16 protein-coding genes and 2 pseudogenes are annotated in these 23298 nt (G+C 39.6%); 5 read left to right on the plus strand and 13 right to left on the minus strand.

The genetic code is table 11. The features are described 5' to 3' along the window. The 4 genes and pseudogenes from ACYPZI_RS12905 to ACYPZI_RS12920 all read left to right on the plus strand — a co-directional run. Positions 1 to 122 (plus strand): annotated as a pseudogene (locus ACYPZI_RS12905) (IS1595 family transposase); the annotation flags it as partial. A gap of 110 nt (positions 123 to 232) precedes the next feature. After that, positions 233 to 514, plus strand: a complete 282-nt coding sequence (locus ACYPZI_RS12910) for a hypothetical protein (RefSeq protein ID WP_459602255.1) — start codon at positions 233 to 235, stop codon at positions 512 to 514. Between the two features lie 110 nt (positions 515 to 624). Next, positions 625 to 909, plus strand: a complete 285-nt coding sequence (locus tag ACYPZI_RS12915) for a transposase (RefSeq protein WP_459602257.1) — start codon at positions 625 to 627, stop codon at positions 907 to 909. Continuing rightward, complete coding sequence (locus ACYPZI_RS12920) at positions 869 to 1213, plus strand: transposase (protein ID WP_459602259.1); 345 nt, start codon at positions 869 to 871, stop codon at positions 1211 to 1213. Before ACYPZI_RS12915 ends, ACYPZI_RS12920 begins: the two co-directional genes overlap by 41 nt. Positions 1214 to 1562: 349 nt before the next feature. On the opposite strand, the gene ACYPZI_RS12925 is transcribed toward ACYPZI_RS12920, so the two are convergent. From ACYPZI_RS12925 to ACYPZI_RS12985, 13 genes are all read right to left on the minus strand, one after another. Continuing rightward, on the minus strand, positions 1563 to 3152 hold the full coding sequence (locus ACYPZI_RS12925; RefSeq protein WP_459602261.1) for an ABC-F family ATP-binding cassette domain-containing protein: 1590 nt from the start codon (positions 3150 to 3152) through the stop codon (positions 1563 to 1565). A gap of 516 nt (positions 3153 to 3668) precedes the next feature. Next, positions 3669 to 5225, minus strand: a complete 1557-nt coding sequence (xylE, locus tag ACYPZI_RS12930) for a D-xylose transporter XylE (RefSeq protein ID WP_459602263.1) — start codon at positions 5223 to 5225, stop codon at positions 3669 to 3671. An 82-nt stretch (positions 5226 to 5307) separates the two neighbouring features. Further along, entirely contained in the window at positions 5308 to 6636 is a 1329-nt protein-coding gene (xylA, locus tag ACYPZI_RS12935) for a xylose isomerase (protein WP_459602265.1), read from the minus strand. Positions 6637 to 6667: 31 nt separating this feature from the next. Further along, positions 6668 to 8149: a xylulokinase gene (locus tag ACYPZI_RS12940; RefSeq protein WP_459602267.1), complete on the minus strand. Its 1482-nt coding sequence runs from the start codon at positions 8147 to 8149 to the stop codon at positions 6668 to 6670. Positions 8150 to 8186: 37 nt separating this feature from the next. Then, complete coding sequence (locus ACYPZI_RS12945) at positions 8187 to 8903, minus strand: NUDIX hydrolase (RefSeq protein ID WP_459602269.1); 717 nt, start codon at positions 8901 to 8903, stop codon at positions 8187 to 8189. A 664-nt stretch (positions 8904 to 9567) separates the two neighbouring features. After that, the gene (locus tag ACYPZI_RS12950; RefSeq protein WP_459602271.1) at positions 9568 to 11823 is read right to left on the minus strand and encodes a GH92 family glycosyl hydrolase; all 2256 of its coding nucleotides are present in this window, start codon (positions 11821 to 11823) and stop codon (positions 9568 to 9570) included. Further along, positions 11820 to 14111 carry a GH92 family glycosyl hydrolase gene (locus ACYPZI_RS12955; protein ID WP_459602273.1) on the minus strand — a complete coding sequence of 764 codons (2292 nt, stop codon included), beginning with the start codon at positions 14109 to 14111 and terminating at the stop codon, positions 11820 to 11822. The genes ACYPZI_RS12950 and ACYPZI_RS12955 overlap by 4 nt, the downstream gene beginning before the upstream one ends. Positions 14112 to 14273: 162 nt before the next feature. Further along, a complete protein-coding gene (locus tag ACYPZI_RS12960; protein WP_459602275.1) occupies positions 14274 to 16616 on the minus strand; it encodes a glycoside hydrolase family 3 N-terminal domain-containing protein in 2343 nt (780 codons plus the stop codon). A 28-nt stretch (positions 16617 to 16644) separates the two neighbouring features. Further along, positions 16645 to 18858, minus strand: coding sequence for a DUF4838 domain-containing protein (locus tag ACYPZI_RS12965; protein WP_459602277.1), 2214 nt, complete (start codon positions 18856 to 18858; stop codon positions 16645 to 16647). Between the two features lie 24 nt (positions 18859 to 18882). Further along, a complete protein-coding gene (locus tag ACYPZI_RS12970; protein ID WP_459602279.1) occupies positions 18883 to 19851 on the minus strand; it encodes a glycoside hydrolase family 130 protein in 969 nt (322 codons plus the stop codon). 39 nt (positions 19852 to 19890) lie between these two features. After that, on the minus strand, positions 19891 to 21168 hold the full coding sequence (locus ACYPZI_RS12975; RefSeq protein ID WP_459602281.1) for an MFS transporter: 1278 nt from the start codon (positions 21166 to 21168) through the stop codon (positions 19891 to 19893). 401 nt (positions 21169 to 21569) lie between these two features. Beyond that, positions 21570 to 22736: a DUF1735 and LamG domain-containing protein gene (locus tag ACYPZI_RS12980; protein ID WP_459602283.1), complete on the minus strand. Its 1167-nt coding sequence runs from the start codon at positions 22734 to 22736 to the stop codon at positions 21570 to 21572. Positions 22737 to 22763: 27 nt separating this feature from the next. Next, complete coding sequence (locus ACYPZI_RS12985) at positions 22764 to 23153, minus strand: glycoside hydrolase family 18 protein (RefSeq protein WP_459602285.1); 390 nt, start codon at positions 23151 to 23153, stop codon at positions 22764 to 22766. A 15-nt stretch (positions 23154 to 23168) separates the two neighbouring features. Between ACYPZI_RS12985 and ACYPZI_RS12990 the strand changes: the two are divergent. After that, positions 23169 to 23298 (plus strand): annotated as a pseudogene (locus ACYPZI_RS12990) (ISAs1-like element ISPto5 family transposase); the annotation flags it as partial.

Consider the following 23298-nt stretch of genomic DNA (forward strand, 5'->3'; position numbering starts at 1 on the left):
AAAACTACTTGGACGAATTTTGCTACAAATTCAACCGGAGATATTTTGGAGAGGCACTCTTTGGCAGATTGCTCATAGCTTGCGTGAGCTATAAAAATGAGTTTAGGTATAAATACGGATAATCATAAATATAAATATTTCGTCACCTGTAGGGAAGCAGATAAAAGTATGGCAGGGACATCCTGCATATGAGAAAGTTCCGGTACTGGAAACATCTTCAGGAGCTTTGAACTTGAACGAATCAGATATAAGAAAGAACTATGACGGAGATTTGGTAATCCAACTTTTTGATGATAATGATCTTATAGATCAATATACTATTGACGGACGTGAGGAGAGTCAAAGTAAGAGAGCAGATGTATTGTTTACGAAGTCGGATGCGAAGACATCATACAATAGCAGCTATATGGATGTAGTATTGTTGCGCGAAAAGGACTTGTTAGATATCACTCAAAAGAAAGATTTAGAAATAATAGTCTATCCGAAGGATATGAAATCTAGTAAACCTAAGTAACTGTTAGGAATTATCATAAAGCGTTATGATTCAATCAAAGACGTTGGGTATCAGTTGTTTAAGTGGATATTTATTCGTAAATTTAAGATTACCAAGTCATTAAATATACAATGAATGAAAATTATCCGACTGATTTAACCGATACCCAGTGGCAATTTATAGAAAAAATACTAGATGATAGCAGAAAACGGCAACATGATTTCCGTATTATCTGGAATGCTATTCTTTATTTAGTCAAAACAGGCTGTCAATGGCGTATGCTACCTAAAAACTTTCCGCACTGGTCAGCTGTGTATTATTATTTTAAGAAGTGGAAATACAATGGTCTATTTGAAGATATTTTGGATAAATTGAATGAAAGAGAGCGGAAATCACACAAAAGGAGGAGAGCCTAGTGTTGGCATCATTGATAGCCAATCTGTAAAAACAGCACATACTTGCATACAGGAAGTTGGCTATGATGCGGGCAAGAAAATAAAAGGGCACAAACGTCATATTGTAACCGATACTTTGGGTTGTCTTTTATTGGTTTTAGTACATGGAGCTGACGTTCAAGACCGAAACGGAATCAAATTAGTATTACCTCTACTCAAACAGAAGTTTTGGGTAACTATAAAAGCAATAATTGCAGATGGTGGCTATAGTGGACAACCTATTGTAGATTGGATAAAACAGCAAATCGGACTATCACACAATTAGCTATGATTAGAATTTTTACAAACAGAATAAAATGAAATTCCCTAACAGTTACTGAGAACTTCAAAAAAAATAAAAGAACTACTAAAAAATAGAAAATTATCTACTCTGGCAGTTTATACCGATGCTGATCTCATTTTATGAAAAAAACATTTAAACGAAATACAGGCTAACTGGATCACAGGTTACGATAAAGGGCGACAAATAGAGAAACACAAGTTATATGAATTAAGGGCAATACCCTCGCTCTACTTATTAGACGAGGACAAACGGGTGCTGCTAAAAGATGCTAATGTATCGGATATAGAAAAATTTCTTCCAGGCATTCAATAGATTAATTGAGATAATCAAACTAATTTTTCAACTCAATTACTTTTGTTATTCCAATCTCATCAATAAAATTTTGATCGTGAGAGATGACGATAATAGTTCCCTGATAGGTCTTTACTGTATTGGTGAGTATAGACAGGCTCGCCAAATCGAGATTGTTTGTAGGTTCATCCAAAATGAAGATATCGGGAATCTGATTTGAAATCATCAAGCAACATAAATAAAGTCGCATACGTTCGCCCCCACTAAGATAGAGACAATTCTTATCCCATGCATCCTGCAGAAATAAAGTCCTGTTAAGCCTCAACTTTATTTCATGGTCTAACAGATTGTTTTTATTATGTTCTTGCGCGAGATCTAAAACTGTTATATCCTTATGCACTTGGTTATATTGCTGATCGAGATAGACATATGAAAAATCCGACCGCTTTATTTCGCCCTCTGACGGAGAGAGTTCTCCCATCAGTAACCTTACAAATGTTGTTTTACCTGTGCCATTATCTCCGATTATACGAATACGTTCGCCGCTACGGACTTCTATGTTTAATGGATCTTTCCAGATCTGTTTATCTTCCGTATATCCAAAATTCGTATTGATAGCCGCAAATAGTAATTTACCATTATGTAATTGAGCATCTTTAATATCTATTTTAAGTTCAACATTAGCCTGCTGTTTTTGTCGTAATTCTGTAAGTTTTTGCTGGCTGCCGGCAATAATAGTTGAATGCTTTTCATTCAATTTTGCCCGAGTATTTTCTCCACTTTCCTGCAACATCCCCAACACAATGCGAGGAGTTCCTGACGAACTGTTCTCTCCTTGCTTTATTCTTCTATTTTGTCTTTCTTTCATCTCCTGAGACTTTCTGCGTGCAGCCCGAAGTTGTTTCTCCTCAGAGTTGATTTTCTGCACCAACGCTTCTTCCTCAATATCTTTTTGCTCTTTGTAAAAAGTATAATTTCCTCCATAAAGTTTAATTCCTTTTGCAGACAGCTCATAGGTCGAATCTAATTTATTTAGAAGCGTAACATCATGGCTAACAATTACAACAGTAGCTCTACAATCAAAAATATAGTCATAAAACTTTTGCCTGCTTGTCTGATCCAGATGATTCGTAGGTTCGTCCAACAAAATAATATCCGGCTTATGAATTAACAATCCTGCCAAAAACACCTTGCTTTTTTCTCCGCCGCTTAATATATCAACAGATGTATTCAGATCAATATCCGCTAATCCCCAAAAATCAAGCGCCGACCTACATCGCGATTCAATGTCCCAATCGTCTGCTAATTGATCGTAATGAATATGCTCTGTACTCCCATTATAGATAGAATGCAACGCATTTATCTTCTCGGCAACGCCAAGTGCCTTTGCTACACTTTGCCCTGTAATACCGATTTGTTGTGGAATGTAATATGCTTTTGATGAACACTGGACAGAACCGGAAGAAGGAATAAGTTTCCCGGCTAATAATTTCAACAATGTTGATTTTCCTGTCCCGTTATTGCCTATAAGAGAAACTTTTCTGTTTGACAAGACAGAAAAACTAACATGCTCGAATAATGATTCTTGATTAAAATAGTGATACGAAATATCACTGACAATAATACTCATGTTGTACAATTAATAAGAGTCTTGGAAAAAGACCGGTTAAACCGAAAACTATTTTTAAAATTCAAGGTGTCGGTTTAATGAAACCAACTTATTAATTGTTTATTCTCATTGGAGTATTTTTATGTTCGCTACAAAGATAGTAATTATCAAAATATTGGGCAAATTAAAATAGGCAGAGGATGTCCCAGGAGTGTTCGGAAGATTTTATAGCATTAACTATCCGTTAATTACAACTTATTTTATCAGAAAAAAACAGTTACACTGAGTATCACTGAGACTAAAAAAACTCAGTGATACTCAGTGTCTGTTCAATGGTACTCAGTGTCATAAAATATATTTACCAACCTGATTATAAACGATTGAATTGATAAACAATAATATATGATATATTGAAATCTTCCAACCTCTACTGGGACAGCCCCATTTGCTATTTCAAATTATTTATAGAAAAAAATCCATCAGAACATTATTAACATCAAATCAAGAGTGTAAGTCCAAAATGAATTTATAACAAATTTATTTCTTCCAAAGTTTCTCCATATCTTCTAATATCTTTCCTTTGGTTTCCGGTATGCGTTTCCAGACAAACAATGCCGCAAGCACTGCAAAGAATCCGTATACCCAATATGCAAATCCATGATTAAATACGCTCATCAATGTATCGTTCTTATCCATAATAGGGAATGTCCATGAAATCAAGAAATTAGAAACCCACTGTGCTGCTACGGCTATAGACATCACACTAGAGCGAACCGAGTTAGGGAATATTTCAGATAACATCACCCAGCAAACAGGTCCCCACGACATTGCAAAACCGGCTGTATAAGCAAGCATAAACATCAACTTCAGCCCGCTTGGCAATCCTTGCGAAAACGATGTACCCAAGCCAAGCATAGATACAGCCATAACCAAAGCTCCTGTAATAAGCAGGGGTTTACGCCCAAACTTATCGACCGTCATTATTGCCAGAACGGTAAACGACAAGTTGATGACACCCACTATTATAGTTTGCAAAAGAGCTGAATCTGTCCCCGAACCCATACTCTTGAATATTTCGGGAGCATAGTACAGTACAACATTAATACCTACAAACTGCTGGAAGGCAGACAATAGCACTCCGGTTATTATAATAGCAAATCCGTAAGATTTGACAGGAACATATAGTGCTATAATAAAACTCACTATCATAGATATTTCCAATGTACTCGGAATATTAGCCAACGACAAGGATATAATACCAACGACAAACAAAATAAGCCAAGTCATCATAAACCTGTAATAAGGTTTCAACGATACAGTTTTTTCATTATCGAAACTACGCTTAATCTCAACAATTTCCTGTTTAGCCATTGCACTGCCTACAAGCTTGGTAAGAATGCCTTCGGCTTTTTCGGTATGCCCTTTCATGACAAGCCACCTTGGAGTCTCGGGTGCAATAAACAATAATAGGAAAAAGATAGAGGAAGGAATGGACAAAGAAGCAAACATCCATCGCCAGCCTATTGTATGCAGCCACTCTGTATCGCCTTGTTTAGCTATAAAGTAATTAACAAAATACACGACAAGCATGCCAAATATGATAGCAAACTGATTGAACCCAACCAAGCTTCCCCGTTTTTCGGGTGGAGCAATTTCCGCAATATACATAGGTGATACCATAGAGGCAATGCCAACTCCTACTCCGCCTAATATACGATAGGCTACAAAGTGATAAACAAATGAATGATCTCCGGCTGAAGGCATATGGAATCCGATTTCGGGCCATGCCGAACCTATAGCTGCCAACAGGAATAAAACAGCTGCTGCGAACAATGCTTTTTTACGTCCGAAAGTTTGGCTGATCCAACCTGCAATAGCTGCACCAAAAATACAGCCTATCAGCGCACTGCTTATCACAAATCCTTCCATAGCATTGGCTTCGTTCATAGACAAGTCCATCGGTTCTATAAAGAAATAGCGAAGGGACTCTACCGTACCCGATATAACAGCTGTGTCGTATCCGAATAAAAGGCCACCCAGTGTCGCTATCAGAGTTAGTTTTAGTGTATATGATTTACTTACTTCGTTTTTCATTGGTTCTTTATTAGTTAACAAGTTGACAAGACACGAGACACAAGCCTTACTTACTTGTATCTCGTTTACTTGTATCTGTATTTTAAATATACATGTTTACAATAGCTTCGTAAAGCTCCTGCTTGCCACTTATCTGCTTAGGCTCGCCTACTTTATGTGCTATTGTACGCAAATCCTCAAGAGTTAACTTACCATCTTCGAATGCTTTTCCATCGCCTCCGTCAAACGAAGCATAACGATTTTTGCGTAATTGTTTATAGTCCGATTTTTCAAGAATATCAGCAGCTACCAACAAACCACGTGCAAACACATCCATGCCTGATACATGAGCTATAAACAGATCGTCCATATCTGTAGAATTACGGCGAATTTTAGCATCGAAGTTTATACCCCCGTTACCAAGACCGCCATAAGATAGCAATACTAACCATGCATTTGCAAAGTCATAAATATCGAGAGGGAATTGGTCTGTATCCCATCCGTTCTGATAATCTCCACGATTGGCATCGATACTACCCAACAATCCTGCGTCGGCGGCAACCTGCAATTCATGTTCGAACGTATGTCCGGCCAAAGTAGCGTGATTCACCTCTATATTTACTTTAAAATCTTTATCCAGACCATAGTAACGAAGGAATCCCATAACTGTTTCCGAATCAAAATCGTACTGATGTTTTGTTGGTTCCATCGGTTTAGGCTCAATAAGGAATGTACCTGTAAATCCATTTTTACGGGCATAGTCACGAGCCATTGTCAACATCTGTGCCAAATGATCTTTCTCGCGTTTCATGTCTGTATTCAACAAACTCATATAGCCTTCGCGTCCACCCCAGAATACATAGTTAGATCCACCCAATGCAATAGTAGCATCAATCGCGTTTTTGATTTGAGTTCCTGCCGATGCCACAACATTGAAGTCCGGATTTGTAGCAGCACCGTTCATATATCTTTCGTGGCTAAACACATTGGCTGTACCCCAAAGAAGTTTTATACCCGAAGCGGCTTGTTTTTCCTTCGCATAATTAACTATCGTTTGCAGGTTCTTTTCATATTCTGTCCAAGAATTGCCCGCATCTACCAAGTCTACATCATGGAAACAGTAGTAATTGATGCCCAGCTTTGTCATAAACTCAAATGCAGCATCCATCTTATATTTAGCCTGGCTGATAGCATCATTGCCAATATTCCATGGATGATGGATTGTAGCTCCACCAAACGGATCACCACCATTAGCACACAATGTATGCCAGTATGCCATAGCAAAACGAGTCCAGTCTTTCATCGACTTGCCCATCACTACCCTATTTTCGTCATAGAAGCGATATGCCAGAGGGTTTTTACTTTCTTTTCCTTCAAACTTAATCTTTCCGATACCCGGAAAGAATTCTTTTGTTCCTTTTAAAATTTCCATGATTGATATTTTATTTAATAATGAATATTTCTTAACCTTTAACTACCAAGTCGCGCCAACGCGAATATGCCTCGCGGTACTGGTCTTTCTTATTTCGTTCCGGCTCTATAACAGCCAACATCTCCAATGAAGAGAAGGCTTCCTGAGGTGTAGCATACAGCCCGATACCAATACCTGCACCTTTTGCTGCACCCGCAGCACCATCCGTATTGTACAATTCGATAGTAACATCACTCACACTGGATAGTGTTTGTGAGAAAATCGGACTCAGGAACATATTGGCATATCCGGCCTTTACAGTAGATATATTCATGCCCATTTCGCGCATGATCTCCATTCCATATTCGTAAGAGAATACGATCCCTTCCTGAGCCGCACGAAGAATATCTTTTTTGTCGTGAATATTGAAGTTAACTCCGTGTATCGAGCAGTTTATATCTTTATTTTCCAACACACGCTCTGCCCCATTTCCGAACGGAACAATACTAATCCCTTTTGCCCCAATCGGCGATTGAGCAGCCAAATCGTTCATATCTCCGTACAAAAGTCCCTCTAGCGCTAGATTACGCTTCAGCCAAGAATTAAGAATGCCTGTACCGTTGATACAAAGCAAGACACCCAAGCGTATCTGTTCAGGAGTATAATTCACATGAGCAAATGTATTTACACGCGAAAGTTTATCGTAGTTCAGTTGATCCAATACCCCATATACAACACCTGAAGTTCCTGCTGTAGAAGCGATTTCGCCCGGTTCGAATACATTTAGGGAAAGTGCATTATTAGGCTGATCGCCTGCACGGTACGAGACAGGAGTACCTTCTTTCAATCCCAGTTCTTTTGCAGCTCCTGACGAAACATAGCCCTGAATACCAAAAATAGGTTTGATTTCGGGGAAAAAGCTCTTAGGTATTCCATAATAATTCAATACGTCTTCTGACAATGTATTTGTTTTGAAATCCCAGAACATGCCTTCCGACATTCCTTCTATAGTGACCACAATATCGCCTGTCAGCTTCATACCAACATAGTCACCCGGCAACATCAGCTTGTCTATCTTTTCATAGATATGCGGTTCGTTTTCTTTTACCCAAGCCAGCTTCGACGCTGTGAAATTACCCGGAGAATTAAGCAAATGGCTCAGGCATTTTTCTTCGCCAATGGCTTTGAATGCTTTTTCGCCATAAGGAACAGCACGACTGTCGCACCAGATAATAGACGGACGAAGCACGTTCTTATCTTTGTCTACAAGAACCAGTCCGTGCATCTGCCAGGTAATGCCTATCGCCTGTATATCTTCACCTTTAGCTCCGGCTTTCTGCATCACCGACTGATGAGCCCGTTTCAGATTTGTCCACCAATCGGCAGGGTCTTGTTCTGCCCAACCCGACTTAACGGCAACAATCTTCATTTCTTCTTTCGGGAAGAAATCGGAGGCTACTATTTTTCCGGTATCGGCATTTACCAGACAAGCCTTTACGGACGAACTACCTATGTCATATCCTAATAAATACATAATGGCTGTGTGTTTTTATGATTGATTTCTTTATAGATTAAATACTTGTTTTCAGTTTATTATACGATTTCTTATCAAACCTGAAATAGCGGGCAGCCCTATGCGATACATCCTTTTGCCTTTCGTCGAGAGGGATCACATAGCTCATCGTTGCCACTTTTTTATGGAAATTACGTATATCGATTTTCTTATTATATATTGCCTCATACAATTTATGCAGTTGGCTTATAGTAAACTTTTGAGGGAGCAATTCGAAAACGATAGACGGGTTATATTCTATCCATCGGCGAATTTCAACCAGCGACTCTTTCACAATCTGATTATGATCGAAGGGCATCTGCGGAATCTTGTCTATCGGACACCACTCTGTTTGCTTGTACTTTGATACATTATTCAACTTCCTGTCCACTTTGCAGAGTGCAAGATATGCAACAGTAATCAGCCTGTTAATATTTGGCTGATATTCAAAGTCCAGCCATTTCCTATCATCAGGATTACTTGCTCTGTCCGGCGATGCAAAACAACGAAACTGCTTGAGAGACATTTTTTTTATCCCTGTAAGTTCGAATAATACACGATTTGCAGCATCGTCAACATCTTCCTCGTTATATATAAGACTTCCGGGAAGTTTCAAGTCTTTATTACCTTTTTTATCTACATCGCGTTGTACCAACAGTATATTAAGATGGTCGTCTTCGAAGCCAAACACAACACAATCGACAGAGACGTGGGTATGTATAAAATTTGTTTTCATGGTATCAAGACAATACTTATTGTACTAAGTACAAATATATGATTTCATTTCGTAAAATAAATATATTATGAAAATTATTTTTAGTTAAATGTTTGTATTACAGATGTTTGAATATCGCTTAATATACAATAAGCGTAGAATATATATTCTATACCGGACATTGAAAAGATATTACTGGAAAAGGATTTAACTAAGAATAGAACCAACACATAGGCATCAACGTTTACGTGTTAATTTCTACAATAAGATACGTAAGAGAAATTACTCTAATTTTTATCTAATTATTCCCCTTTACAAGTTCTTGTTTACATATTCCTTCGGAGACACTCCATAAAATACCGCATCTGACCTTTATCCAGTTTCCGTACATCCATCAATTGGTTGATGAGCCTTAATATACGTTGTGCATTACGGTAGATCATTACATAAGTCTTTTGCCTATCTGGTTCTTTATTATCCGATATTAGTTTCTCAAGTGGATTTATTATCAGCGTGTAGATGGAAGATTCTCTTCCTTTAGCGGTGTATGATACATGTTCTAAAATAGTAGGCTGGATTCAGAAACTGAGAGACTGTAAATTAAACTGTGTCAGTAAAAAATAAATTATTATTTTTTACTGACACAGTTTAATTTACAGTCTCAATATAATCAGAGTTTTATGACTTATTTCCTCGAAATTAAAGTAAAAGTTATTCTCCCTGCGTTTATAAGATCTTCATGAGATATTTTATAAGTTTTAAATAGTTTTCCGTTTAATCTTATAGCTTTTATATATATATCCTCCGGTTTGCTTCTGTTTACGTCTATAACCAGTTCTTTTTGTTTCCAATAGCGTTCATCAAGCTTTATTGTTATCCGGTCGAACACGGGACTTGTCAATGTGTAGGATGGTTCTCCCGGACAATCAGGATAAATACCCATCATGCTAAAGACTGCCCACGCGGACATTGTTCCTGCATCGTCATTGCCTGGTATCCCATCGGGCTTAGTAGTATAATATTTGTCTAATAACCGACGCACATGATATTGAGTCCTCCATTCTTCTCCTTTGATATTGGTAAAAAGATAAGGATAGATGATATCAGGCTCATTCGTAATATCAAAATAACCGTTGTCAAAAACCGATTGTAATTTCTGTGTGAATTTTTTATTTCCACCCATCAACTTTATAAGTCCCGGCACATCGTATGGAATAGCAAAAGTATAATTCCATGCATTTCCTTCGTGAAAACCGGGATTCGGTTCAAAATTAGCACCTAGCAGTGGATCGAAAGGCTCATAAAAAGTACCGTCAGGATTCTTGGGACGGAATGTCCCGAAATCTTTACAATAATAATTCCTGTAACCCAAAGAACGTTTATGAAACAATTCGGCATCGGCTGTTTTACCCAAAGCAGAGGCTAATTGCCCCAACGCCCAGTCGGCTATGTAATATTCCAATGCATGCGATACAGAATTGTCGAACGGAGCGCGAATAGGGACATATCCCAAAGCCATATAATCATCATTATCGGGGCGTAAAATATTCGTTATACCCGGACTGGTAGCCGATTTATACATCGCCTTATAGGCTGTTTCCACATCAAAGTCTCTAAGACCTTTCATCCATGTATCTACGATAACAGGAATAGATGGGTCTCCTTCCATAGTTAAAGATTCACGCCCGTACAGTTCCCATTTAGGCAACCATCCCGACTCTTTATACATATCTATCATTGTCTGTACCATTGCCAGTTGCCGGTCGGGATACAACAGCGTCATCAGTTGGTGCACATTACGATAAGTATCCCAAAGCGAAAAAACAGTATAGCGGTTGCCTTGTACCGTCTTTATTTCGGGACTTTCCATAGCGGGATATTCTCCATTCACATCGTTTAAAACATTAGGGTGTATCAGTGTATGATAAAGGGCTGTATAGAAAACAGTCTTTTGTTGATCAGTTCCGCCTTCAACCAAGATACGCGAGAGGTCGCTGTTCCATGCTTCACGGGCCTCGGAATGAATAATATCAAAATTTTTGTCTTTGGTTTCTGTATGAAGATTGAGCCGGGCATTTTCCACGCTAACAAACGAAACTCCCACATGCACCTCTATTTTCTCATCTTTAGCACAATCGTACGAAAAATAAACACCAACATTATCTCCCGACATTTCTTTCGAATATTGAGTGTAAATCTTATATTTACCGGCATCGGTATTCCATTCGTTTTCCCACTCTTCTCCCTGACGGATATGTTTCCAATATCCGCTTTTTACAGGCTGCTTACTTACCTTTACAACAAAATAGATAGGAAATACTGCTTGGTTTTGCGTATAGCAAAAAGATCCTAACAACTTACTACCTTCATATTCCGTCTCACTTACTTTACGTACCGTAGCACCGGTTTCGTTGGTTAGTCCTTCACCCAGATTGAGTATAATATGATTTTCACCCGCTGGAAAAGTAAAGCGCGAAACTCCCGTGCGTAAAGTAGCCGTAGCTTCCGTTGTTATACCGTATTTACTCAAAACATTAGAGTAATATCCGGGCGAAGCCTGTTCGTTCGTGTAAGTACTTCCATAGTTGTGGTAATCTACTTCCAACTTTCCACTTGTGGGCATCAGCAAGAGGCTGCCCATATCGGGACAGCCAACACCGCTCAAGTTGACATGGGAATATCCGGTAAAATATTTATTGACATGGGTATAAGGAGTCGACCACCAGCGTTTATCCTTATCATATTGGTTCATTTCCGATCCCATCACATTGAACGGGCTTACCGACATTAATCCTTGCGGACAAACAGCCCCGGGATTGGTAGCCCCAAAGTTTTCCGAACCAATGAAAGGATCAACATAGTCTATCACTCGCTTTTGAGCAGAAAGGCTTAAAGCAAATAACATGATTAGCGATATTATAGCATAAAACAGTTTCTTCATGGCTTGTCAGATTTATCGACACCAAATGTAAGGGAAGGGGTATTGCCCATTTCAAACTCTAAAGTTCCTCCGGATTTGATGTCGCTGAAATTAATATATGATTTTGTGTAAGGTTTACCGTTTAGTTTGGCAGACTGAATATATATATTCTTGTCGCTGTTGTTATGAGCAACAATTGTGAATAGTTTCCCGTCGCCTACATCCACTGTAGACTTATCAAACAAAGGACTTCCGAAGACATAGACTCCCCCTGCGGGAGCTACCTGATAAAAACCTAGCGAAGACATAATATACCATGCCGACATTTGCCCTACATCTTCATTACCGCAAAGTCCGGCAGGAGAATCGAAGTACATCGTCGAAAATATTTCCCGCACTTTTTCTGCCGTTTTCCAAGGCTGACCTACAAAAGGGTAAAGATAGGTAATATGATGGCTCGGCTCGTTTCCATGCGCATACTGGCCTATTAGCCCTGTAATATCGGCAGATGCTTTTGCTCCCATATCCCCATGTACTACAAACAGCGAATCCAGTTTGGATATGAAAGCCTCTTCTCCTCCAAACAGCTCTATAAGACCGGGTACATCATGTGGCACAAGCCACGTGTATTGCCACGCGTTGCCTTCGGTATAATCATCTTCCATATGAGCAGAATGGAACGGGCTAAATGGTTCCCTGAATTTACCCGTTGAAGACAAACCTCTCATAAATTGCGTATTCCTGTCAAAATACTTTTTGTAAGAATTCGCCCTTTCTGTGAAATAAGCTGCATCTTCGGTTTTGCCCAGTCGTTCTGCTATTCTGGCTACAGACCAATCGGCTAAGGCATATTCAAGACCTTTAGCTACTGTTTCGAATGTACTTTCTTTATCATAAGGTATATAACCGTATTGTTTCAGCCAGTTCATCCCCCGCTCATCCAGCATTGCAGAAGCTTTCATGGCTTCAAAAGCCAGTTCTTCATCTACCTTGTAGCCTTTTAATATCAGATCGGCTAATACAGGTATGCCCGGATTACCAACCATACAGTCCGTTTCATTTCCAACCAAATGCCACACAGGTAATTTACCCTGTTGCTTGTATATATTAAGGAATGTCTTAGCAATATCTTCTGCGATTTCAGGATGAATAATTGTCATTAGAGGCTGTGCTGCCCTATAAGTATCCCACAACGAGAATGTTGTATAATTGGTAAAGGTCTTGTCATTATACACCTCCGTATCAGCGCCTCTGTAATCGCCATTTACATCATTGAAGACAGAGGGTGCAATCATCGTGTGGTACATAGCGGTATAAAATATCCGCTTGTCTACATCATTTTTAGTATCTACCTTGATTTTACTCAATTGCTTATTCCACGTGGCATCAGCATCAGTAGCTGTCTGAGCAAAATTCCAATGTGGAAGCTCTTGCTGCATATTCAGCTTAGCATTTTCTGTGCTTACCGGTGAGAGTGCTACTTTTACCAACAACGGCCCGGTGATGTTATTCTCAAAATCAACCCGTCCAAAAACACTTCTCATTTCTTCGTTACGAGCGTCGTTTATCCGTACAGTATCGAAGATTGAGAACGCTTTTATTGGTTGAGAAAACACAGCGGTAAAGTATACTCGCTGATCTTTAGCCCAACCTTTGGAATAACGGTAGCCTGATACAGTAGAATCGTTTTCCTGCTTTATAAAAGCTTCGGTAGGATTGTCCCAACCAATACCTCTTTCAAGATCAATCACAATGGCCGGATTTTTATCAGACCGGGGAAATGTATATGAATGGAAACCTACCCGCTGCGTAGCCGTAAGTTCTACATCGATACCAAAACGATCAAGATGGACAGAATAATATCCCGGTTTGGCTTTTTCTTTTTTATGCGAAAAGAAAGAATAAAGACCACTCTCCGGATCGGGTAAAGTTCCTTTAGCAAACTTTACTTCACCCATCACCGGCATGAGGGATATATCCCCCAGATCACCGATACCTGTTCCGCTCAGGTGCATATGTCCAAAACCGACAATAGTAGAATCGGAATAATGATAACCTGAACACCAGTCCCACCCTTGTGTTATTTGTGTCGGCCCTAGTTGAACAAGTCCGAAAGGCACGTTCGCTCCCATAAAGACGTGCCCATGATCCCCTGTTCCTATAAATGGATCAACATATTGTGTCAACGAAACAGTTTCTTCTTTTTGCTCCTGGCAAGAAAAAAGTAGAAACGAACTAATAAAGCATAAACCAATAATATGCTTGAAATTTTGGTACTGGATCAACCTGTAAGCTTTTTTAATCTTCATGTCTAATTTTTTTATCTATGTGATCGAATTCTGCCCGGTAAATTCTATTATTTCATTTATCAGAATCCCGTTGCTCCATTCTTTCTCCTGAGCTATAAATATACCAAAAAAAAAATAAGAAAGCTAATATCCAAAAAATCGGATGGCATATTACTTTCATCTTTAGTTTACTTCAATCCGAGTTGTCAGCCTTATATCTGTCGATGAGCCTCCTATCATTACAGTAAACGATCCCGGTTCCACTGTCTTTTCAAGTTTGTCGTCAATGATCGATAAATAGTCAGCAGTTAAGGTAAAAGACACAGTCTTTTCTTCATTAGGATCAAGATGTATACGCCTGAAATGTTTCAGTTGTTTAACAGGCTGCACGACCGAAGCTATATCATCTTTCAAGTATAACTGCACAACTTCGTCACCACTCAAGCTTCCTGTATTTTTTAAACTAAACAGAACTTCAAAACTATTTTTCCCCTTTTGTACTGTCTTGATATCCTTATATTCAAACCGGGTATAACTTAAGCCGTATCCAAACGAATAGAGAGGATCGGCTGACATTTCTACATAATTATGTCCCCGTGGATTTTTTTTGTTATAATAGACAGGAATTTGCCCTTCATGGCGGGGTACTGATATTGGCAATCTTCCTGCCGGATTGTAATCGCCAAAGAGAATATCAGCAATGGCTGTTCCCCCCTCTTGCCCCGGATACCAAGCCGTAAGTAGTGCATCGGCATGTTCATCCGCCCAGTTCATATTCAAGGGACGCCCCTGTATATATATTACAATCATCGGTTTACCTGTAGCTTTTACAGCTTTTAGCAAGTCTAATTGCTTACCTAATAAATCGAGAGTTGCCCGATCAAAGCCTTCGCCGCTCTCCATGTCGCTAAGAGTTTGGGTAGACGCTATGGCAGCGCCTGTTTCCAGATAGTCTGTTTTGAAATCACGCGCACTAGAACCGCCAACCACCAACACAGCAATATCGGAGCGTTTGGCGGCTTCCACCGCTTTGTCGATCTCAGCATGTAATGTATCACGAATAGAGCATCCTTTTACATATTCTATTTGAGAATCCGGTAATTTAGATTTAATTCCGTCAAGTACCGTTTTTATATCATTTCTCTCCTGTGGAGCAGTATAATCACCTAGCTGATTATAAGGATTATCAGCATTAGGCCCTATCACTGCAAGTTTTAATTTTTTGTCCAGTGGCAGTATGCTACCCTTGTTCTTTAATAATACGACCGACTCCCGGGCTACGCTACGGGCCAGAGCTATATGTTCCGGATTACGTACCGTTTTCCGAGCCAATGCCGGATCTACATATGGATTCTCGAATAACCCCATATCAAATTTCAGTTTCAATACGCGATATACGGCTGTATCTATTGTTGCAATATCCACTTTTCCGTTTTTCACAGCCTTCACTAATTCTGCAAAAGAATTGCCACCCAAGTCTACATCAACTCCGGCATTGATAGCTAATGCCGCGGCATCTTCAAGGCTTCCCGCCACATGATGATTTCCCATCAATCCGTCGATACTTATCAGGTCGGAAATTGTAAAACCTTTAAAGTTCCAATCATGATGCAACACATCTGTCAGCAGTTCTTTATTAGATGTGCAAGGAATCCCGTCGATAGAATTATATGCTGTCATAACAGACAATGCTCCGGCATCCATCGCGTCCTTAAACGGAGGCAAGAAAACCTCGAGCAATTCCCTCTTACCCACAATAGCTGAATTTCCATTATGCCCACCCTCAGGAATGCCATAAGCTATAAAGTGTTTCAATGTAGTAATAGTACTATACGGATCTTGTAATTTTCCACCTCCATTTCCCTTAGCGATAGCGGTTGCCAGCTGTGCACTCAATACATAGTCTTCTCCGAAGCTTTCTTCTACCCTCGACCAACGGGGATCACGGGAAATATCGATCACAGGTCCATAGCTTATATGTCCTCCCTGCATGCGGATTTCTTTTGAAATGATGGCTCCCATCTGTTCCAATAAATCCGTATTCCAAGTAGAAGCTTGTCCTATACCGGTAGGAAAAACAGTTGCACCTATAGCCATATGTCCATGAGGAGCTTCTTCAGCTATGAATACGGGGATTCCCAAGCGGGTTTCCTCCATTGCATAACGCTGCATAGCATTACCCGCTTCGGCCGCAAGTTGGGGATTTAGCCCGTTGGTTAAGGTCTTTTTAGTCCATGGGTCTGCCCGGTATACAGCCCAAAACATTCCTATATGCTGTGTTTTTATCAGTTCTTCAAATTTAAGGGAATGATTTATCTTATTCCCTGATTTTTCGTACATTTCCCATCCCAATGGACAACGTAATTGACCGATCTTTTCATCCAATGTCATCATGGATAATAAATTGATAGTCCGCTCTTTACTGCTCAACCTGGGATTCTTGTACGACCGTTTTTCCTGAGCAAATATACTCGCCGTGGATATCCATATAAATATTGCTATTACCCAGAAATGTTTTTTATTCATATCCCAATTCTTAACTATCATTATATTTCTAATGTACGACCACCTCATCGATGAAGAACCAAGCCGGATGTCCAATGCCATAATGCCACGGAGGGCAATCTCCTATTCCTTTTATAAAGACTTTAATATACCGGGCATGAACAGGCTGATTTGAGACCACTTTCCCTTCGAAAAACTTAACAGCCAAATCCCGGTCTTCATGGAATTCAAATGAACCCATATCAGTAAAAGTATTATTATCCGACGAGGTGGAATAACTGATTTTCGCAGGCAATAATATCCAAGCACCCAATTGGTGAAGGACATCTGTTTCGACGCTACGGAACGATTTTTCCTCACCAAGGTCTATGATAAATCCGGCATCTGTTCCTTCCCAGCCTACCCAACTTTCAACATACGTTGTTCCTCCAAAAAGTCCATCAGTCAATGCGCTTTCGCCCAGCGTTTTATATTTTTCAGCAGGTGGAATTATCCAGGTTATTTTAGCTCCTTTTGCTATGTTCTTCGTTTCTCCTGGAAGAAAACGTTTCAGATATATATCGCAATATTCTGATGGAGGATTTCCTCTTTCAGTCAATGCCCTTACATCATATTCGGATGTTCTTTCCTTGAACAGGGCTACTTTAGCTATAAGGTCATCCCTGTTACTATCGGGCAAAGTCCGCGCAATCTCCAATTCCGAATACTGCAAAGGAAGACGTGATAGCCGCACTCTTTTTAATAAGGCTTCATCATCTCTTACTGCATTCTCGGCCTTATCGAATAATTCGTTGTATGTCTTCAACAGATAAGGGCTCAACATACCATTTTTATGCGAAATAGGTGAGTCATATATCCACAGAGGGATATGGCTTCCTAAAAGCGCACCTTCCATGATCTTTTGGTATTGATATAAAAACGGAGCAGCTTTACCATAATAACCATTCATAAATGATAACATCAATGAATCAGTATCCAACTCGGGATTCCACATCAGTTTAGCCAGCATATAAGCTCTCATTTCCGAAAAATCGGTACCCTTCACACCATTGACCTGTTCATAAATCATGGTGGCATTGTTCTTTTTAAATTCTTGTATATTTTTTTGCAAAATATGGAAATTAGGGAATGGAGATACCATATTATCAAAGTTAATACCATAATCCCAGACAAATATATTATTGGATATCTTACCCCATCCTACCAATGCTTTCATAAAGTCATGCCCTGACTCATTGTCCGTAATAGGTACTTCACGTTTGCAATCTATATCGCATAACATGATATTTACATTCGGTAACGGTTTTACATGTTTGGGCGGCTGTACACTGTATAGGTAAGCTAACGTAGAAAACTCTTTATCAGGAAAACGTTCCGCCAGTTTATTCATAAAACGGATAAGACTTCCGGAAGGAGAGCCTTCATATTCATCCACAGCCTTACATTGAGGGCAGGTACAATATGTATCATTTCCGTCATTTTGGCTTATTGATACCATTTTAGACCCGGGGTTCACTTTAAAGATGGAATCAATTTTCCCCGCAACTACTTCAAATAATTCCGGATTAGTCAAACACCATTGGCTATGCTCTCCAGGCTGCCTCTTTCCGTTAATGAAAGAATAATATTCCGGATGAGTTTTTCCATAAACGGCCGACGGAAGAATCCTGTTAAATGAATGTACCCACAAATTAGAAGCAAACATTTCTTTAGGATCTTCTAAACGAAACCAAACCTTATAGACAGGATCTTCGTTTCCATAACTAGTTGTCTGCCGATGCCGGAAAGCGGGATTATCTATCCGGTTTAAGCCTGCCGGAACAACAATATTTTTCCGTTCATTTAAGGTATAAATATCTTTTGCATAATAATGAACACCAAAATAATCTTCCAGCAAACTCACTACTCCATATATAGATCCTTTACCGTCATTGCTGATTATACGTATATAAGGATCGTTGGTTGATAAATAAAAACCATCTTCCTCGATTCGATTGAGATCAACACCCGAAACAGGTAACTGAAACGATCCGATTAAAATATCTCCCGGTTTAAAGCGGCTTTCTTTACCTAATACCTCTATTGTTGCACCACTTATACGTTTAGTAAAGTCTTGCAAAAGAAAAGCCGCTTTAAGATCTGTGCTGTCTTGCTTATCAACAATAATACGTGACTTGGGAATCCCGTTTTTAACAATGTTTATTTGTCCATTACAGAACAATGGACAAATACAGGTAAGTAATATATATATATAAGATTTCATCGTATTATTTTAAAAGTCTAATTTTTATATAATTGAATTCTGCTTGGTAAACTCTATTATTTCTTTTATGTATCCAAATGCCAGACCAACAACAGTATCGGCACACCCATAGTATACAGCAACATGCCCTGTTTCAGGATTATGCAACACAGCGCAAGGAAATACAACATTAGGCACATCCCCCTGCAATTCATAAGGGGCTGCCGGAGCCAGAAGATAAGGACGAGTACGGTATAATACTTTAGCTGGATTTTCCTTATCTAAAATAGCCGCCCCCATAGAGTAGCGGAAACCGTTGCAAGTTGTAATAACCCCATGATAAAACATCAACCAACCTTCTTCTGTCAGGATAGGCACTGAGCCTGCCCCTATCTTTGTGCATTGCCATGCCGATTCGGGGAAAGGAGTGACTTTCATCACGCAACGATGTTCCCCCCAATATTTCATATCAGGACTATAGCTGATATAAATATCACCGAATGGAGTATGCCCATTATCACTCGGACGGCTCAACATGGCATACTTCCCATCTATTTTCTGAGGAAACAATACTCCATTACGATTGAAAGGCAGAAAAGCATTTTCACATTGAAAAAATTCCTTAAAATCAAATGTATATGCGATACCGATAGTAGGCCCGTGGTAACCGTTACACCAAGTAACCCAATAACGGTCTTCAATCCAGGTCACCCGTGGATCATATTTATATTCGGAATCTATCATTTCAGTATTTCCGGCTTTGAATTGGATTGGTTCATGGTTAATATCCCAATTAATACCATCTTTACTAAAACCGGCAAAAATATTCATCTGCACAGACTTGTTGTCACAGCGAAAAACGCCAGCAAATCCATCTTCGAAGGGAACTACAGCACTATTGAAAATACTATTCGATGTCGGAATATGATATCGGTCGATTATAGGATTTTTTGAATAACGCCACATAACATCGTTACTTCCGACAGGGCGATTTTCCCAAGGTATTTGTTTCATTTGATATTGTTGTTTATATTTGTTTTATTTCAATATTAATTACATTTGCTTTTTATTATCATAAGTAAAAGGCACAAAATAGGTTATCAGGAAAGCCGGGATAGTGGCAAACAGTACAAAAAGAAAGAAGCTCTTATACCCAATAGCATCACTGATAAATCCACTGAGCATGCCGGGAAGCATAACTCCAAGATTCATTATACCGGTAGCAAAAGCATAATGTGCCATCTGGTATTTGCCGGGAGCAATTTGTTGCATCATAAAAAGAGTAAGACCGACAAAACCGAAACCATAGCCAAAATACTCAAAAGCGATTCCCGAAGCTATCAACCAACCTTCAGATGGCTGGAATATTGCTAGTAACAGATAGATTGCAAAAGGGATATTGAATGTACAGCAAAGAGGAAATAATGCTTTCTTCAACCCGATCCGTGCTATAAAGTAACCTGACAGAAGAGACCCCAATATAAAGGCTATCGCGCCGAATGTTCCATAATACAATCCTATTTCTTGTTCTGTCAGCCCCAATCCTTGCTCTGCAATAGGCGCTTTCAGGAATAGAGGAACAATTTTCATAACAAACCCTTCGGCGAAACGATAAAGGATTATAAAACAAATATACCAGATAATATATTTTTTGGCGAAAAAACTACGGATTACTTCCCACAGCTCTTTCATTCCATCACCGAAAGAGTGCGCCTCGCCCGAAGCTGTACCTCCAGTAGGCAACACTTTAATATGATAAATGCCTAAAAGGAACATAATTACTCCACACAGTCCCATAATGCTCATCCAAGCATTGGCTGTACCAAAATGCCCTATCAGGTAACCGGCAAGCCATACCAATCCTCCGGAAGCTACAACTTTCGCCAGATTGTAAAAAGCACCCTGCCAGCCAATCCATTTAGCTTGCTTTTCTTTATCCAACTCCTGCATATAGACCCCATCGGTTGCAATATCGTGAGTAGCACCGCTAAAAGCTATAATAAACAGGACAGCTATAGCTATTGCAAAAAAATGCGGCATCTGTAATGCCAATGCTACCAGCCCAAAACAGATACCCGTGACAATCTGAGTAAGCACAACGAAAAACTTCTTTGTTTTGAACATTCCCAGAAACGGGCTCCATAAAGGCTTTAATGTCCAGGGAAGCATAATCAACGACGTCCAAAAAGCAATTTGTGCATCGGATATTCCCATTCCTTTGAACATCAGAACTGAAACCATATTCAGGACTACGAATGGTAATCCCATGGCAAAATAGACCGACGGAACCCATCGGATTGGAGAAATCTGTTGTGGTGTATTGTTTTTCATACTATGGCTCAATATAAGAATAATATTTATTTTTTTATTAGTACATGACAAAAATATTTATATAAGTAAAGATTTCTTTATATTGCCCTTATTACAGGACGTACTCCTTTAGGGAGTATCCACACGTAGGCGTTACCATACGCTATATTATATCAGGCTATCAACCTGTCGTTTCCACCAATGCCCCGAGGGGAGTGTATAAATTAACCCAAGGCAACGCCTTAGGTAGAGGAATCCAACGCCAAAGTGTCCTTACAGGACAACATAATAAGCATATTATACGAATATATATTTTTTTGTTTTGTATTCAGAGATTATAGTTAAAAAGAGAGCGGCAATAACCCGCCGCTCTCAAATAATCAATTACCTCATTTTCTAATACCTAATATCAAGATTGATTATTACTGTTGATCGAAACGAATATTATTTTCCCATCGTTGTATGATATGCGATCCGGCTACAGCGTTATTTCCTTTACCGGTAATATCGGTAAAGGTATTGCCGCTACCTTCGTTCATAGGCCAATAACCGATAAGATCAGAGTTAGTAGGATCTACTTCATAATACATGTTGTTTTTAATCTGGCTCGGAGTACGGGCTACTTTCCAGAAACGTACCTGACTCATGGCGCACTGGTCGGGAAAATAGGTTGCTCCACTCCCAATCATTGTAAGCGTCTGGAATTCCACTGTTCCGCCAGGACCTTGAGGAGCCGGAGGGTTGAATTTGATATTCAATTCGCCATCACGATAAATAGAAAACGTAGTACCATCATACACAAAAGCCCAGTGGTACCATCTATTGGCAACCAGATCTCGCTCTGTCTGTACCTGTCCTCCAAGTGTTTTTGCCTGTAAATAGTTGTATGGGGCGTTAGCGTCTCCAAAACGGATATAAACCTCTGTCAATCCGTCGCCCCAGTTATCGAATATAGCCTGATTGTTTTTACTGTAAGCCGACATGCGTACCCAAGCCTCTATCGTCCACTCTTTCGTGCGGATATCCCAGTCCTGGTCAGGATGTACCTTGACCCCTTCGCTATTATAGCCTTTCATTACGGGTACAGAAACAATCAAAGGCTTGGCTATCAGATAAAGAAGCTGCGATTGGGTAGCCGATTGGATAATTTCGCCTTTTATTACATTCTTGAGAACTACAGGTAAAGCGTAAAGTTTACCCTGTGTATCGAAGTTTTCGATATGCACCTTGTAGGTAGCGCTTATATCTCCGGCAGGGATGGTTACCGAGGCGTCTGCCGACATCGAAAAATGCCCGGAGGGAACCAATACATATTCAGTACTGTTTTTTACATTATAATCCTCTATTAATCTTGTGTCAAGCCCTATAGATACCGTCACATCATAATCCACCTGCTTGGCCAACCTAACAACGACATTGACATCGGCTCCAGCGACTTCCATCGCAACATTGACAGCTTTAGCCGATGTTGCTTCCGCTATATAAACGCTGTTATCCTTTATGTCGTATTCCGCGTTATTACAGCCGGTAAATAATATTATTCCCAATAAAGCGGTTATTATACTTAGAAATTTATATTTGCTCTTCATATCTGTTTTATTTTTAATTAGTCAAGATTATTTTTCCCGGCTTTCATTATATACCTGATACAGATTGGTTATGCCTCGCCGCAAAAAATAATATTCAGGCGAACCATTGTAATCTCCTTTGCCCTGATTGTAATCGAAAGTAGGACGATAGATGCCAAAACCGCCAATTTGTTGTACGACTCCTGCGTGCGCTCCACTGGTAGGGGCATACACAAACGACGACTGCACCAATATCCCTCCGCCGGAACTTGCATACGACTCGAAATTTTCGGTCACAATACAACGACGTACTATTTCTTCCTTAGTAATAAGCCCCTGAGCAATCCAATTGGTCATTTTATTAATGGTTCCGGTAACACGGTTAGTCAGCGCCGAGGTAGTAGCGGAACCGTATGCCTGGTGTACGAAATAATCCACATAATAAGTAAGCCAATCTGGGTACTTGATGTTGGTTTCAATGAAGATAGCAGTCGCAAAAGAAACGGATTTGCAGCTCAAAACTACTCTTTATTAAACCGGATAGCTTTAAACCTGTTGAAAAACGACAAAATAACAAAAGTTG

It is taken from the genome of Dysgonomonas reticulitermitis (assembly GCF_054601275.1).

Excerpts from the sequence above, each read along its gene's own strand:
- ACYPZI_RS12915 (WP_459602257.1), top strand. The coding sequence starts at position 625 with ATGAATGAAAATTATCCGACTGATTTAACCGATACCCAGTGGCAATTT.
- ACYPZI_RS12920 (WP_459602259.1), top strand. The coding sequence starts at position 869 with ATGAAAGAGAGCGGAAATCACACAAAAGGAGGAGAGCCTAGTGTTGGC.
- ACYPZI_RS12925 (WP_459602261.1), bottom strand. The coding sequence starts at position 3,152 with ATGAGTATTATTGTCAGTGATATTTCGTATCACTATTTTAATCAAGAA.
- xylE (WP_459602263.1), bottom strand. The coding sequence starts at position 5,225 with ATGAAAAACGAAGTAAGTAAATCATATACACTAAAACTAACTCTGATA.
- xylA (WP_459602265.1), bottom strand. The coding sequence starts at position 6,636 with ATGGAAATTTTAAAAGGAACAAAAGAATTCTTTCCGGGTATCGGAAAG.
- ACYPZI_RS12940 (WP_459602267.1), bottom strand. The coding sequence starts at position 8,149 with ATGTATTTATTAGGATATGACATAGGTAGTTCGTCCGTAAAGGCTTGT.
- ACYPZI_RS12945 (WP_459602269.1), bottom strand. The coding sequence starts at position 8,903 with ATGAAAACAAATTTTATACATACCCACGTCTCTGTCGATTGTGTTGTG.
- ACYPZI_RS12950 (WP_459602271.1), bottom strand. The coding sequence starts at position 11,823 with ATGAAGAAACTGTTTTATGCTATAATATCGCTAATCATGTTATTTGCT.
- ACYPZI_RS12955 (WP_459602273.1), bottom strand. The coding sequence starts at position 14,111 with ATGAAGATTAAAAAAGCTTACAGGTTGATCCAGTACCAAAATTTCAAG.
- ACYPZI_RS12960 (WP_459602275.1), bottom strand. The coding sequence starts at position 16,616 with ATGAATAAAAAACATTTCTGGGTAATAGCAATATTTATATGGATATCC.
- ACYPZI_RS12965 (WP_459602277.1), bottom strand. The coding sequence starts at position 18,858 with ATGAAATCTTATATATATATATTACTTACCTGTATTTGTCCATTGTTC.
- ACYPZI_RS12970 (WP_459602279.1), bottom strand. The coding sequence starts at position 19,851 with ATGAAACAAATACCTTGGGAAAATCGCCCTGTCGGAAGTAACGATGTT.
- ACYPZI_RS12975 (WP_459602281.1), bottom strand. The coding sequence starts at position 21,168 with ATGAAAAACAATACACCACAACAGATTTCTCCAATCCGATGGGTTCCG.
- ACYPZI_RS12980 (WP_459602283.1), bottom strand. The coding sequence starts at position 22,736 with ATGAAGAGCAAATATAAATTTCTAAGTATAATAACCGCTTTATTGGGA.